Origin of the sequence: Nonomuraea sp. JJY05, from assembly GCF_043496855.1 — a bacterium.
Classification (GTDB): domain Bacteria; phylum Actinomycetota; class Actinomycetes; order Streptosporangiales; family Streptosporangiaceae; genus Nonomuraea.
In genome coordinates, this window is record NZ_JBIEIS010000061.1 from 32,107 (window position 1) to 44,502 (window position 12,396).

General features: G+C 72.5%; 15 protein-coding genes and 1 pseudogene. 5 read left to right on the forward strand and 11 right to left on the reverse strand.

The window, feature by feature from the left end; translation table 11 throughout:
• Positions 1 to 34 precede the first annotated feature (34 nt).
• Positions 35 to 934 carry an AraC family transcriptional regulator gene (locus ACFKCF_RS54675; protein WP_394504492.1) on the reverse strand — a complete coding sequence of 300 codons (900 nt, stop codon included), beginning with the start codon at positions 932 to 934 and terminating at the stop codon, positions 35 to 37.
• Positions 935 to 1,366: 432 nt separating this feature from the next.
• On the opposite strand from ACFKCF_RS54675, the gene ACFKCF_RS54680 reads away from it, so the two are divergent.
• A complete protein-coding gene (locus ACFKCF_RS54680) occupies positions 1,367 to 1,993 on the forward strand; it encodes a TetR/AcrR family transcriptional regulator (RefSeq protein WP_394504494.1) in 627 nt (208 codons plus the stop codon).
• 40 nt (positions 1,994 to 2,033) lie between these two features.
• Here ACFKCF_RS54680 and ACFKCF_RS54685 read toward each other — a convergent pair whose 3' ends face one another.
• The 8 genes from ACFKCF_RS54685 to paaA are packed head-to-tail and all read right to left on the reverse strand — an operon-like array spanning position 2,034 to position 7,646.
• Positions 2,034 to 2,855: a 3-hydroxyacyl-CoA dehydrogenase family protein gene (locus tag ACFKCF_RS54685; protein WP_394504496.1), complete on the reverse strand. Its 822-nt coding sequence runs from the start codon at positions 2,853 to 2,855 to the stop codon at positions 2,034 to 2,036.
• The gene (locus tag ACFKCF_RS54690) at positions 2,852 to 3,583 is read right to left on the reverse strand and encodes an enoyl-CoA hydratase/isomerase family protein (RefSeq protein ID WP_394504498.1); all 732 of its coding nucleotides are present in this window, start codon (positions 3,581 to 3,583) and stop codon (positions 2,852 to 2,854) included. Before ACFKCF_RS54690 ends, ACFKCF_RS54685 begins: the two co-directional genes overlap by 4 nt.
• Positions 3,580 to 3,996, reverse strand: coding sequence for a hypothetical protein (locus tag ACFKCF_RS54695; RefSeq protein ID WP_394504499.1), 417 nt, complete (start codon positions 3,994 to 3,996; stop codon positions 3,580 to 3,582). Before ACFKCF_RS54695 ends, ACFKCF_RS54690 begins: the two co-directional genes overlap by 4 nt.
• Before the next feature lie 11 nt (positions 3,997 to 4,007).
• Complete coding sequence (gene paaE / locus ACFKCF_RS54700; protein ID WP_394504501.1) at positions 4,008 to 5,063, reverse strand: 1,2-phenylacetyl-CoA epoxidase subunit PaaE; 1,056 nt, start codon at positions 5,061 to 5,063, stop codon at positions 4,008 to 4,010.
• 1 nt (position 5,064) lies between these two features.
• A complete protein-coding gene (gene paaD, locus ACFKCF_RS54705; RefSeq protein ID WP_394504503.1) occupies positions 5,065 to 5,565 on the reverse strand; it encodes a 1,2-phenylacetyl-CoA epoxidase subunit PaaD in 501 nt (166 codons plus the stop codon).
• Positions 5,562 to 6,398: a 1,2-phenylacetyl-CoA epoxidase subunit PaaC gene (gene paaC / locus ACFKCF_RS54710; protein WP_394504505.1), complete on the reverse strand. Its 837-nt coding sequence runs from the start codon at positions 6,396 to 6,398 to the stop codon at positions 5,562 to 5,564. The genes paaD and paaC overlap by 4 nt, the downstream gene beginning before the upstream one ends.
• A 13-nt stretch (positions 6,399 to 6,411) precedes the next feature.
• A complete protein-coding gene (gene paaB, locus ACFKCF_RS54715; protein WP_394504507.1) occupies positions 6,412 to 6,705 on the reverse strand; it encodes a 1,2-phenylacetyl-CoA epoxidase subunit PaaB in 294 nt (97 codons plus the stop codon).
• Complete coding sequence (gene paaA, locus ACFKCF_RS54720) at positions 6,702 to 7,646, reverse strand: 1,2-phenylacetyl-CoA epoxidase subunit PaaA (protein WP_394504509.1); 945 nt, start codon at positions 7,644 to 7,646, stop codon at positions 6,702 to 6,704. The genes paaB and paaA overlap by 4 nt, the downstream gene beginning before the upstream one ends.
• Before the next feature lie 109 nt (positions 7,647 to 7,755).
• Here paaA and paaZ point away from each other — a divergent pair, with 109 nt between their 5' ends.
• Positions 7,756 to 9,807 carry a phenylacetic acid degradation bifunctional protein PaaZ gene (paaZ, locus tag ACFKCF_RS54725; protein WP_394504511.1) on the forward strand — a complete coding sequence of 684 codons (2,052 nt, stop codon included), beginning with the start codon at positions 7,756 to 7,758 and terminating at the stop codon, positions 9,805 to 9,807.
• A 1-nt stretch (position 9,808) separates the two neighbouring features.
• Positions 9,809 to 10,600: an enoyl-CoA hydratase/isomerase family protein gene (locus ACFKCF_RS54730; RefSeq protein WP_394504512.1), complete on the forward strand. Its 792-nt coding sequence runs from the start codon at positions 9,809 to 9,811 to the stop codon at positions 10,598 to 10,600.
• Positions 10,601 to 10,786: 186 nt separating this feature from the next.
• Here the strand turns inward: ACFKCF_RS54730 and ACFKCF_RS54735 are convergent.
• A pseudogene (locus ACFKCF_RS54735) lies at positions 10,787 to 11,059 on the reverse strand (aldehyde dehydrogenase family protein); the annotation flags it as partial.
• Between ACFKCF_RS54735 and ACFKCF_RS54740 the strand changes: the two are divergent.
• Positions 10,985 to 11,224 carry a hypothetical protein gene (locus ACFKCF_RS54740; protein ID WP_394504514.1) on the forward strand — a complete coding sequence of 80 codons (240 nt, stop codon included), beginning with the start codon at positions 10,985 to 10,987 and terminating at the stop codon, positions 11,222 to 11,224. The pseudogene ACFKCF_RS54735 and the gene ACFKCF_RS54740 overlap by 75 nt on opposite strands.
• A gap of 4 nt (positions 11,225 to 11,228) precedes the next feature.
• Here the strand turns inward: ACFKCF_RS54740 and ACFKCF_RS54745 are convergent, their stop codons facing one another.
• The gene (locus tag ACFKCF_RS54745) at positions 11,229 to 11,609 is read right to left on the reverse strand and encodes an Lrp/AsnC family transcriptional regulator (RefSeq protein ID WP_394504515.1); all 381 of its coding nucleotides are present in this window, start codon (positions 11,607 to 11,609) and stop codon (positions 11,229 to 11,231) included.
• On the opposite strand from ACFKCF_RS54745, the gene ACFKCF_RS54750 reads away from it, so the two are divergent.
• Positions 11,583 to 12,395, forward strand: coding sequence for a thiamine pyrophosphate-dependent enzyme (locus tag ACFKCF_RS54750; protein WP_394504517.1), 813 nt, complete (start codon positions 11,583 to 11,585; stop codon positions 12,393 to 12,395). The two genes, ACFKCF_RS54745 and ACFKCF_RS54750, sit on opposite strands and share 27 nt — an antisense overlap.
• Position 12,396: the final 1 nt, after the last annotated feature.

Sequence of the window (12,396 nt, forward strand, 5' to 3'; positions counted from 1 at the left end):
GGGACCCGGCAGATCGAGGGGGCGGTTCCCATGCTCACTGGTGTCCCTGCCGGGTGCTGGACGGGGGCCGGCCGTAGGTCTGCCGGTACAGGGCCGCGAAGCGGCCGAGATGGGTGAATCCCCATCGCAGGGCCACCTCCGTGACGGTCGTCTGGCTGCCGGTGTCCGCGATCCGGACGAGGTCGGCGTGCGCGTGGGCCAACCGTACGGAACGGAGGTAGGCCATCGGGGTGGTCTGCAGGTGTTCGCGGAAGCCGAGCTGGAGAGTACGGACGCTGACGCGGGCCGCGGCGGCGATGTCGCCGAGGCGGATCGGTTCGCCGGCGTGCTCTTCGCAGTAGCGGCTGGCACGCCGAAGGGCGGCCGGGGTCAGGGGGGCGGCGGACTCGCGGAGCCGGTCGGAGTAGTTGTGCGGCTGGGAGGCGAGCAGGGTGTGCAGCAGGAACTGCTCGAAGTGATGCTCGGCCAGTTTCGAGGCCGCGAACGGCAGCGCGCCGGCCGATGACAGCATTCTGAGCACCTGGGCGAGGGCGCTGGTGGCATCCACGTCAGGTTCGAACCGCAGCCGCTCCTTGGGAGGATCGCCAAGGTGAGCCTCGAGCGCCTCCTCCATGGCCGCCAGCGGAACCTGCATCAACAGAACTTCGTGATCGAGGCTCCAGCGCATGTCGATCTTCTGCTTGGGGCCGATGAGGGAGATCGGGGCGGTGACGTCGCGCCCGTTGAGCGTCACTCCGCCGGTTCCCTGCAACGGCATCATGATCGCGTAGAAATTGAACGACTCCGACGTGCCGACGCGGATCTCCGCGCCATATGTCGCGGTGTGCAGAGCGACCTTTCCTTTGTGGAGAAGCCGGTATCGGGCGCCGCGCGGGTTCGGCTTGACGATCTCGAGGTAGTAAGGCGGGAAATGCTGCACCAGCAGGTCGCGCATCTGATCGACATGTGCTGTGACAACCGGGTGGTTCGTCGACGGGTATGTGGTGTGCCCAGAGCTCGGCGAATTCAAGTTTTTCATGGCGCTGATTCCCTTGCACGTTCTGCCGCCTGTCACGTCGATGCGAGTCGGGGGGCTGGGCTCGGCGATATGGTGACATGAATTCCGGCGTTCGCATGTCCATTTAATTTTCCAAGGCGGCACGACCTTGGGCGCTGCTCTCTCTGGGGTCAGCAGATTAACGATGGATCGCGACGTTGTAAACGTGAATCAGGACGCTTTGAGGTATTTTTAAATGTATCGCTTCTTGGCTGATTGCGGCTAAACTTGCGCTGCTGCGAGTGGTCGGCACCAGGGCTGCGTGCGGCGGGGTTCGGTTACGTCGTACGGCCCATCCGGGCGCCTGATCCGTCGTGAGATGCTGCATTCGTGACGACTCAGCCTGCCGAACCGTCCCCGCGCCGCGGTCGTGGCCGTCCCGGCTACGACCAGGCCGCGGTTCTGCGCGCCGCGGTGGAGCTGTTCAACCGCAAGGGGTACGACGCCACGAGCATGGGCGACCTGGCCAAGGAGCTGGGCCTGACCAAGCCGGCCATCTACCACCACGTCACCAGCAAGGAGCAGCTGCTCGGCCAGGCCTTGGACGACGCGCTCGACGAGCTGACCGCCGTCGTGACCGAGGCCGCCCGGGAGCAGGCCGGGGCGAGCGCGTACGAACGGCTGCGCGAGGTGCTGCGCCGCAGCGTCGAGGTCCTCGTGGCGCACCAGCCCTCAGTCACACTCCTGCTGCGGGTGCGCGGCAACAGCGAGGTCGAGCTGGCGGCGCTGGAGCGGCGCCGCTGGCTCGACGACCGCCTCGCCGCGCTCGTGACCGACGCCGTCGCGGAGGGCGCGCTCCGCGACGACGTGCCGGCGACGCTGGTCAGCCGGCTGCTGTTCGGCATGGTGAACTCGCTGGTCGAGTGGTACCGGCCCGATGGCGCCTATGATCGGGCGATGGTCGCCGACGCCATCACCGCCATCGCCTTCGACGGCCTGGCCAGGCACGAAGCCTGACCCCTTCTGACGGGCCGGCCCGGCATCGGACCGGAAGGGCTCACCAGGTGTAGAAGCCCTGGCCCGTCTTGCGGCCGAGATGCCCGTCCGCGACCAGGTCGCGCAGGATCCGCGGCGGCTCGAACCGGGGCCCCAGCTCGCGCGCCAGGTGCTCGGCGATCGCCAGCCGCACGTCCAGCCCCACCACGTCGGTGGTACGCAGGGGCCCCATCGGATGGCGGTAGCCGAGGGTCATCGCCGTGTCGATGTCGGCGGCGCTCGCGACGCCCTCCTCCAGCATCCGCATCGCCTCCAGAGCCAGGCAGACGCCCAGCCGGCTGCTGGCGAACCCCGGCGAGTCCGCGACCGTGATAGGCGTCTTGCCCAGCTCGGCCGCCCACTCCTGGGCCAGCGTCACGAGCGCCGGATCGGTACGCGGCCCGGTGACGATCTCGATGAGCGCGCTCACCGGCACGGGGTTGAAGAAGTGCAGCCCGAGGAAGCGCTCCGGCGCGGCCAGGCCGGCGGCCAGCGCGCCGATCGAGAGGCTGCTGGTGTTCGAGGCCAGCACCGCGCCCGGCGCCGCCTTCTCGACCAGGGCGAACACCCGGGCCTTGAGCGCCGCGTCCTCCGGGACCGCCTCGATGACGAGCCCGCACGGGCCGAGCTCGCCGGGGTCCGCAGTCGTGCGCAGCCGCGCCAGGACGTCCAGGTCCGCGTGTCCCTTGGCCAGGCCGTCGCGCACCCGGGCCCTGGCCCGCTCGGCCGCCTCCTGGCCGTCCTCGACGACGATCACGTGACTGCCCGAGGTCAGGAACGCCTGCGCGATCCCGGACCCCATCCGCCCGCCGCCGAAGACGCCGACCGTCCGTGGCAGGCTCATGAGCGCTTGTCCAGGAATGCCGTCATGCGCATGTGCTTCTCCTCCGTCTCGAACAGGACCGCCTGGGCCACGTCGTCCACGAACGGGTGCGCGCCCCGAGGGGCGTGGAAGACCGCCTTGGTCAGCCGGGTGGCCAGCGGCGCCCGCTTGGAGATCCGGTCGGCCAGCCGGTGACCGGCCGCCAGCAGTTCCTGCGGCTGCACGACCTCGTTGAGCAGCCGCACGGCATGCGCCTCCTCGGCCGTGAGCACCCGGCCCGCCAGCAGGATCTCCTTGGCCAGCGGCTCGCCGACCAGCTCGGCCAGGCGCCAGGCCGCCCCGGCCGCGGCCAGGATGCCGAGACCCGTCTCCGGGTTGCCGATCCGCGTGTCCGGCGTGCCGATCCGGAAGTCGCAGGCGTAGGCCAGCTCGGCCCCGCCGCCCAGGGCATGGCCATCCAGGAGCGCTATGGTCGGCATCGGCAGCCGGTGGATCCGCTCGAAGAGCTTGGAGTTGATGCCGCGCAGCGCGTCGTACAGGTCGCGTTCGCGCAGCTGGGCGATGTCCGCCCCGGCCGCGAACGTCGTACCCTCGCCGATGAGCAGGACGACGCGCGGCTCCTCCTCAACGGCGGTGCACGCCTCATGGAGCCTGGCGACCAGCTCGCGGTCGATCGCGTTGCGCACCTCGGGGCGGTTGAGCCGCCACACCACCCGGTCCGCGCCCTCCTCGACGATCAGGCTGGTCATGGGCGTTCCACCAGGAGAGCGCTGCCCTGGCCGACGCCCATGGCCTCCGCCGCCACCGGCCGCGCCCGGGGCCTCAGAGCGTGCCGTCGGAGAAGGCGGTCGCTGACCACGACGACGGCCGCGGCGCCGTCGTTCACCCGCTCGTGGGAGCGCAGCGCGTACGCGTCCAGTTCCGCACGGCTCAGCCCCCAGCGCCGCGCGACGGTCTCGGCCGTCTGCGGCATGGAGGCGGTCGTCGCGGCGTCGAAGCGGGAATTGGTGAACCGCCGGCCGATCGAGGTGTCGAACGACGGCCCCGGCTTCGCGAACGCCTTGGCCGGCTGCTCGGTCACCCACGGCGCCCGGGTCTCGAGCGCGCCGCCGAAGCGGCCTATCGGCGTCCGCACGCCGGAGACGACGAAGGATTCGGGCATCAGCAGGCTCCTTAAGCGTCGTAGTCGACGGTGACGCGCTCGCCGACCGGAAATGTCTGGCATGTCAGGACGAATCCGGCGTCAACCTCGCCCTCTTCCAGGGCGTAGTTGCGGCGCATGTCCACCTCGCCCTCCCGTACGACCGCGCGGCACGTCCCGCAGACGCCGCCCTTGCAGGCGAACGGCAGGTCCGCGCGCGCCGCCTGGGCGCCGTCGAGCAGCGTCGCGTCGCGGGAGACCGTCGAGGTCGCGCGCAGGCCGTCCAGCACGGTCGTCAGCTCGCTCGTCGCGCCGGGCGCGACCCCGTCCGCGGCCCGTCGCGGCCGCGGCGGCGGCTCGTCGACGTAGAACAGCTCGACGTGCACGCGGGAGGCGGGCACGCCCAGGTCGGCGAGGACCCTGCGCGCCTCCTGGATCATCGCCAGCGGCCCGCAGAGCCAGACGTGGTCGAACACCTCGACCGGCACCAGCTCGGTCAGCAGGCGGCGCAGCCGGTCGCCGTCGAGCCGCCCCGAGAACAGCTCGACGTCGCGCGGCTCGCGCGAGAGCGCGTGGACCACCTGGAGCCGGGGGCCGTACCGGTTCTTCAGGTCGCCGAGCTCCTCGGCGAACATCACGGTCCGGCTGGTCCGGTTGCCGTACAGCAGCGACACCTGGGCCTGCGGGTGGGTGAGCACGGTCGAGGCCAGCGACAGCATCGGCGTGATGCCCGATCCGGCGGCGACGCACAGGTGCCGCTCGCCCGTGGCGGGGTCGGCCCGCCAGGAGCCGGTCGGCGTCTGGACCTCGATCCGCGTCCCCGGCGTGACCTCGCGCACCAGCCAGGACGAGAACAGCCCGCCCGGGATCTCGCGGACCCCGATCCGGGGCCGGGCGCCGGCCGGCGCGCAGATCGAGTACGACCGGCGCTCCTCCCGCCCGTCCACGACGCGGCGCAGGGTGAGCGACTGCCCGGCGCGGAAGGCGTACGCCTCGCCCAGCTCGTCCGGGACGGCGAACGTGATCGCCGCGGCGTCCTCGCACAGGCGGTCCACCGCCGTCACGGTGAGCGGGTGGAAAGCGGCCATGTCAGATCTCCTTGACGTGCTCGAACGGCTCAAGGCAGCCGGTGCAGCGGTAGAGGGCCTTGCAGGCGGTCGCGCCGAACTCCGACGTCAGCCGGGTGGCCGCCGACCCGCAGCGCGGGCAGGGCGGGGCGCTCCTGGCCGGCCCGAGCGTGAGCGGGACGGGGCCGCTCCGCCGGGGGGCGGGGCCGGGGGCCGACAGCCCGGCCTCCCGCAGGGCGGCCCGGCCGCGCTCGCTGATCCAGTCGCTCGACCAGGGCGGATCCAGCACGATCCGCACCTCGACCGCGGCGAACCCGGCCTCCCTCAGGCGGTGGACGAGGTCGTCGCGCATGGTCGCCATGGCGGGGCAGCCGGTGTACGTCGGGGTGATCGACACGACCACCTCCTCGCCGCCGTGTATCTCGACGCCGCGCAGCACGCCGAGGTCCGCGAGGGTGAGCATGGGCATCTCGGGGTCGCGCACCTGCGCGGCGACCTGGGCGGCCCGGTCGCGGGCGCTCACCAGCGCCCGCTCGGGTGGGCGCGGGCGACGACCTGCATCTCGGCGAGCAGCGGGCCGAAGGCCGCGGTGTGCGCGCCGTGGCGGCTCGTGCCGGGCAGCGGCGCGTGGCCGGGCCGCTCGACGCCGCTCACGGCGAAGACCTGGTCGAGGACGGCGTCCACCTCCTCGCGCAGATCCGCGCCGGAATCGGTGAGCTCGGCCTGGTACGGCCACAGGGCGTCCAGCGCCGCCTCCAGCCTGCGGCGCGACTCCTCGGTTCCCTGCGCCAGGGTGAGGAACCAGCGTCCCGCCCAGTCGCGGTGGTAGGTGATCTCCTTCACGCCCTTGGCCGCCACCGCCGCCAGGACCTGGTCGCGGCTCGTACGCTGCCGCTCCAGCAGCGCGAGCCGGGCCACCGAGAACAGCAGCAGCCGCACGACGACGTGCGCGAAGTCCCCGTTCGCCACCTCGGCGAGCCGTGCGTTGCGGAACTGCTCCGCGTCGCGGAAGAACGCCAGCGCGTCCTCGGCGGGCACCGGCGAGCCCTCGGGAAGGGCGGGCACGACGCCGGGATCGGCGGCGGCGGCCCGCGACAGCAGCAGGCGGGCCTGTCCGAGCAGGTCGAGGGCCATGTTCGCGAGCGCGATGTCCTCTTCCAGGTCGGGCGCGCGGCTGCACCACTCCGACAGGCGCTGCGACATGATCAGCGCGTCGTCGCCGAGCATGAGGCAGTACGCGGCCAGCTCGGCGGCGTCCACGCCCGGCGGCACCGTGGTGTCGAGCCCGGCCAGGGGGTCCTCGAAGCCGGTGCCGAACGCCCATTGGGAGGAGTCGCCGGCGTATTCGTCGTTCATGATTGCCAACCGATCACATGTGCGGGACGTTGCCGGGAATGTCGTAGAACGTCGGGTGCCGGTAGACCTTGTCGCCGCTCGGCGCGAACAGCGGGTCCTTCTCGTCCGGGCTGGAGGCCGTGATGGCGTCGGCCCGGACGACCCAGATGCTCACGCCCTCGTTGCGCCGGGTGTACACGTCGCGCGCGTGCCGTACGGCCATGGCGTCGTCGGCGGCGTGCAGCGAGCCGACGTGCACGTGGTTGAGGCCCCGCTTGCCGCGGACGAACACCTCGTACAGCGGCCACTCCCGCCGGTCGGCGCTCATCGCGTGCCCGCCCGCTCCGCGAACGCCGACGCGGCCTCGCGTACCCAGGCGCCGTCCTCGTGCGCGGCCCGGCGGTGCGCCAGGCGCTGCGCGTTGCACGGCCCGTCACCGCGGATCACGGCGGCGAGCTCCTCCCAGTCGGGCTCGCCGAAGTCGTGGTGGCCGCGTTCGGCGTTCCAGCGCAGGTCGGGGTCGGGCAGCGTCACCCCGAGCGCCTCGGCCTGCGGGACCGTCATGTCCACGAACTTCTGGCGCAGCTCGTCGTTGGAGTTGCGCTTGACGCCCCAGGCCATCGACCGGGCGCTGTTGGGGGACTCGGCGTCCGGCGGGCCGAACATCATCAGCGAGGGCCACCAGAACCGGTCCACCGACTCCTGGACCATCGCCCGCTGGGCGTCGGTGCCGCGCATCATCGTCATCAGCAGCTCGTAGCCCTGCCGCTGGTGGAACGACTCCTCCTTGCAGATGCGGATCATGGCGCGCCCGTACGGGCCGTAGGAGGTGCGGCAGAGCGGCACCTGGTTGCAGATCGCGGCGCCGTCGACCAGCCAGCCGATCGTCCCGACGTCGGCGTACGACAGCGTCGGGTAGTTGAAGATCGAGGAGTACTTCTGCCGGCCCGTGAGCAGCAGCTCGGTCAGCTCGGCGCGCGAGACGCCCAGGGTCTCGCACGCCGAGTACAGATACAGCCCGTGGCCGGCCTCGTCCTGCACCTTGGCCAGCAGGATCGCCTTGCGGCGCAGGGACGGCGCCCGGCCGATCCACGCGCCCTCGGGCTGCATGCCGATGATCTCGGAGTGCGCGTGCTGGGCGATCTGGCGGACGAGCGTCCGGCGGTAGGCGTCCGGCATCCAGTCCCGGGGCTCGATCCGGTCGTGGCGCGCGATCGTCGCCTCGAACGTGGCTTCGAGCGCTTCCGGCTCCGCCGGTGTCGTCGTCATCGATTTCCCTCCTCGGGCGTCGAGTCGTATTTACTTATCGCTCGGTCAGTAATACCGTGGCACGTGTTGGGGCTCCTGCGCAAGGGCCCGCGGAGAGGAGAGGGACAGCGTGAGCGCGTTGCTGGAGAGCTACGCCGCCGGACGATGGTTCCGGGCGGCCGATGACGGGGAGCCTCTGCTCGACGCCGCCACGGGCGAGGAGGTCGCGCGGATCTCCAGCCGGGGGCTGGACGTCGCCGCGATGGTCCGCCACGCCCGCGACACCGGCGGGCCCGGCTTGCGGTCCCTGACCTTCCACGAGCGGGCGGCCCTGCTGAAGGCGCTGGCCAAGCACCTGACCGAGCGCAAGGAGGAGCTGTACGCGCTGTCGGTGCGTACGGGCGCCACCTCGCGCGACACGATGATCGACGTGGACGGCGGCATCGGCACCCTGTTCAGCTACGCGAGCAAGGGCGTGCGCGAGCTGCCGAACGACACCGTCGTCCTGGACGGCGGCCTGGAGCGACTGGGCAAGGGCGGCACGTTCGCCGGCCAGCACCTCTACACCTCGCGGCCGGGTGTCGTGGTGCAGATCAACGCCTTCAACTTCCCGGTATGGGGGATGCTCGAGAAGCTGGCCCCGGCCTTCCTGGCCGGGCTGCCCTCGATCGTCAAGCCCGCGAGCCAGACCGCGTACCTGACGGAGCTGGCCGTACGGCTGATCGTCGAGTCGGGCATCCTGCCCGAGGGCACGCTCCAGCTCGTCTCGGGCGGCGCCGGCGGGCTGCTCGACGAGCTGACCGTCCAGGACTCCGTCGCCTTCACCGGCTCCGCGCACACCGCGGGCATCCTGCGCCGCCACCCCAACGTGCTGGACGGCGGCGTCCTGCTGGGCGTCGAGGCCGACTCGCTGAACTGCTCGATCCTGGGGCCGGACGTGCGCCCTGAGGGCCCGGAGTTCGACCTGTTCGTCAAGGACGTCGTCACCGAGATGACGGTCAAGGCGGGACAGAAGTGCACGGCCATCCGCCGGATCCTCGTGCCCTCGCCCATGGCCGAGCAGGTCGTCGAGGCGCTGGCCGCGCGCCTGGCCAAGGTGACCGTCGGCGACCCGCGCAATCCGGACGTACGCATGGGCGCGCTGGCCAGCCTCGGCCAGCGCGACGAGGTGCGCAAGGCCGTCGAGGCGCTGCGGGCCGGCTCGGAGATCGTCTTCGGCAACCCCTCCGGCGCCTCCCTCCTCGACGGCGACGCCGAGCGCGGCGCGTTCATGACCCCGCTCCTGCTGCGCGCCCGGCCCGGCGCCACCGAGCCGCACGACGTGGAGCCGTTCGGGCCGGTCGGCACCGTGCTCGCCTACGACGGCCTGGACTCGGCGATCGCGCTCGCGGCACGCGGCAGGGGCAGCCTCGTCGCCTCCGTCGCCACCCATGACCCGGACGTCGCGCGGACCGTCGTCCTGGGGCTCGCGCCGTGGCACGGCCGGGTCCTCGTCCTGGACAGGGACGACGCCAAGGAGTCCACCGGGCACGGCTCGCCGCTGCCCGTCCTCGTCCACGGCGGCCCGGGCCGGGCCGGCGGCGGCGAGGAGCTGGGCGGCGTCCGCGGGGTCCTGCACCACATGCAGCGCACTGCCGTCCAGGCCTCGCCGGACCTGCTCACCGCGGTCACCGGGCGGTGGACGACGGGCGCCAGGCGCGCCGAGTCAGGCGTTCACCCGTTCCGCAAGTCCCTGGCGGACCTGCGGGTGGGTGACACGATCGCCTCCGCGCCGCGCACGGTCTCGCTGGCCGACATCGAGCACTTCGCCGAGTTCACCGGGGACACCTTCTACGCGCACACCGACGCCACAGCCGCCGCGCGCAACCCGCTGTTCGGCGGCATCGTCGCCCACGGGTACCTCGTCGTGTCCCTGGCCGCCGGGCTCTTCGTGGACCCGGCGCCCGGACCGGTCCTGGCCAACTTCGGCGTCGACTCCCTGCGCTTCCTCACCCCCGTGAAGGCGGGCGACACGATCGAGGTGACGCTGACCGTCAAGCAGATCACCCCGCGCAGCTCGGCGGATTACGGCGAGGTCCGCTGGGACGCCGTCGTCGCCAACCAGGAGGGTCAGCCGGTCGCCACGTACGACGTGCTGACCCTCGTGGCCAAGACCTGGCCGCTGCCCGGACAGGAGGCCTGAGGTGGAGGGGGCGCCGATCCTGCTGGAACGTGACGGCGCCGTGGCCGTGCTGACCCTCAACCGCCCGGAGCGCCGCAACGCGCTGGACAGGGGACTGAAGACGGCGCTGCGCCGAACGCTGGAGGAGGTCGCGGCCGACGACGCCGTCCGCGCCGTGCTGCTGACCGGGGCCGGGACCGCCTTCTGCGTCGGCCAGGACCTCGCCGAGCACGCGGCGGCCCTCCGCTCGGACGCCGGGCACGCCTTCGGCACCGTCGAGGAGGACTACGCGCCGATCGTCCGGCTCCTGGCCACCATGGGCAAACCGGTCGTCGCCGCCGTCAACGGCACCTGCGTCGGCGCCGGTCTGGCCCTTGCCCTGGCCTGTGACCTGCGGGTGCTCGCGGAGGAGGCCGTCTTCGCCACGGCGTTCTCGGCCATCGGGCTGACGTGCGACTCGGGGCTGTCCCTGACGCTCGTACGGGCGGTCGGCGAGGCCAGGGCCAAGGAGCTGGTCCTGCTCGGTGAGTCGTTCGGCGCCCGGCAGGCGGTGGAGTGGGGGATCACGGGCCGCGTGGTGCCCCGCGAGGAGGCCGGCGCGGTGGCGCGCGAGCTGGCGGCCCGGCTCGCCGCCGGGCCGACCGCCGCCTACGCCGAGTCCAAGCGGCTGATCGCCGGTGCCTGGGACCAGGATCTCGGCGCGGCGCTCGCCGCCGAAGCCCGCGCCCAGGCCCGCCTGGGGCTGACGGCCGACCACGCGGGAGCGGTGGAGGCGTTCCTCGACAAACGCAAACCCACCTTCGAGGGCCGCTGACCCATGGGGAACCGACCCGCGCGCTACCGGCCGGGCCAGGCGGCGGGCGCGGTGTGGATCGAGGTGGGGCGGGTCGCCGCGTCGTAGGCGGCGCGGGAGCCGGTCGCGCCCATGCCGCTGTCCCCGGCCGGTTCGGTAGAGCCGCTCGGGGCCGCCGCCCTGCCACTGGTTCACCCGCACGACACCGGTGGCGATGCGGCGGGCGGCCGCCATGTGCTCCGGGTCGGCGGTGTACACGGTGGCGGCCAGGCCGAAGCGCGACGCGCTCGCCCGCTCCAGCCCCTCCTCGAAGGAGGAGACCACGGCGACCGGGGCGATCGGGCCGAAGGTCTCCTCGGTCATCACCAGCATGGACTCGTCCACGCCGGTGAGCACGGTCGCGGGGTGGAAGAAGCCCTTGCCCTCGGGCGCCACTCCACCGGCCCGCACGCTCGCGCCACGCGAGACCGCGTCGGCCACGCGCCGTGCGACGACGTCGCCCTGGCCGAGAACGCCCAGGCCCGCTCGGCCGGGCTCCCCGAGCGGCAGCGCGCCCGCATGTCCGAGATGCACGAGTACCACACGTCCATGGTGCGGCACCTGGAGACGCTGCTCGGCGAGTACACGGCGTTGCGGGCACGCTGACCGCTCACTCGGCTCCGGAGCCGCGGGCCTCCTCGAACACCAGCCACGTACGAGTGGCGCGGATGCCCGGGATGTCCTGGATGAGCTCCAGCACCACATGCCGGAGCGTCGCGTTGTCCGGGGTCCTGACCAGGGCCAGGACGTCGTAGTCGCCGCCGACCAGGGCGAAGTTCTCGACGTACGGAGTCTCCCTGAGCCGGGCCGACACCGCGCGCCAGGAGTTCTGCTCGATGGTGAGCGAGACGTACGCGCTGGTCCCGAGGTCCGCCTTGTGCGGGGCGATCCGCGCCGTGAAGCCGGTGATCACCCCGGCGTCCATCAACCGGGTGATCCTGGCGTAGACGTTGGCCCGGGAGACGTGCACGCGCTCGGCGAGGGTACGCATCGAGATCCGGCCGTCCCGCCGCCCGCCGGCTACCAGGTGCCGGAGGAGGAGCGGTTGCTGGAGGCCTACCGCCGGATGGTCGTGGGCCGCCGCTTCGACCGCCAGGCGACCGCGCTGACCAAGCAGGGACGCCTGGCCGTCTACCCGTCCAGCCACGGGCAGGAGGCCTGCCAGATCGCCGGGGTGCTCGCGCTGCGCGAGGACGACTGGCTGTTCCCGACCTACCGGGACTCGGTGGCGCTGGTCTCCCGGGGCCTCGACCCCGTCGAGGTGCTGACCCTGCTGCGGGGCGGCTGGCACTGCGGGTACCACCCCGCCGCCACCCGGGTCGCGCCCCTGGCGTACAAGGGCATCGGGTACGGCATCCGCTCCGAGCAGGTGGACGGCAACGACCTCGTCGCGGTGCTGTCCGTCCTGACCGCGGCCGTGGAGCACGCGCGTACGGGCGGCGGCCCCTTCCTGGTGGAGGCGCACACCTACCGCATGGACCCGCAGACCAACGCCGACGACGCCACCCGCTACCGGGAGAAGCGGGAGGTCGAGCAGTGGGAGGCGGCCGACCCGCTCGCCCGCCTGGAGACCTACCTGCGCGAGCGCGGCGTGCTCGACGCGGCCGCCGTCGAGGCGGCGCACGAGGCCGCCGAGGAGTTCGCCGCCCGGGTGCGTGAGCCGATGAACGCCGACCCGGAGGCGAACCCGTTCGAGCTGTTCGAGCACGTCTTCGCCGAGGCCACGCCCCAGTTGCGCGAGCAGCGGGCCCTGCTGGCGGCCGAACTGGAGGACTGAG

Coding starts and splice junctions, on each gene's coding strand:
- ACFKCF_RS54675 (WP_394504492.1), bottom strand. CDS start 934: ATGCGCGACCTGCTGGTGCAGCATTTCCCGCCTTACTACCTCGAGATC.
- ACFKCF_RS54685 (WP_394504496.1), bottom strand. CDS start 2,855: ATGAGCCTGCCACGGACGGTCGGCGTCTTCGGCGGCGGGCGGATGGGG.
- ACFKCF_RS54690 (WP_394504498.1), bottom strand. CDS start 3,583: ATGACCAGCCTGATCGTCGAGGAGGGCGCGGACCGGGTGGTGTGGCGG.
- ACFKCF_RS54695 (WP_394504499.1), bottom strand. CDS start 3,996: ATGCCCGAATCCTTCGTCGTCTCCGGCGTGCGGACGCCGATAGGCCGC.
- paaE (WP_394504501.1), bottom strand. CDS start 5,063: ATGGCCGCTTTCCACCCGCTCACCGTGACGGCGGTGGACCGCCTGTGC.
- paaC (WP_394504505.1), bottom strand. CDS start 6,398: ATGAACGACGAATACGCCGGCGACTCCTCCCAATGGGCGTTCGGCACC.
- paaB (WP_394504507.1), bottom strand. CDS start 6,705: ATGAGCGCCGACCGGCGGGAGTGGCCGCTGTACGAGGTGTTCGTCCGC.
- paaA (WP_394504509.1), bottom strand. CDS start 7,646: ATGACGACGACACCGGCGGAGCCGGAAGCGCTCGAAGCCACGTTCGAG.
- ACFKCF_RS54745 (WP_394504515.1), bottom strand. CDS start 11,609: ATGCGTACCCTCGCCGAGCGCGTGCACGTCTCCCGGGCCAACGTCTAC.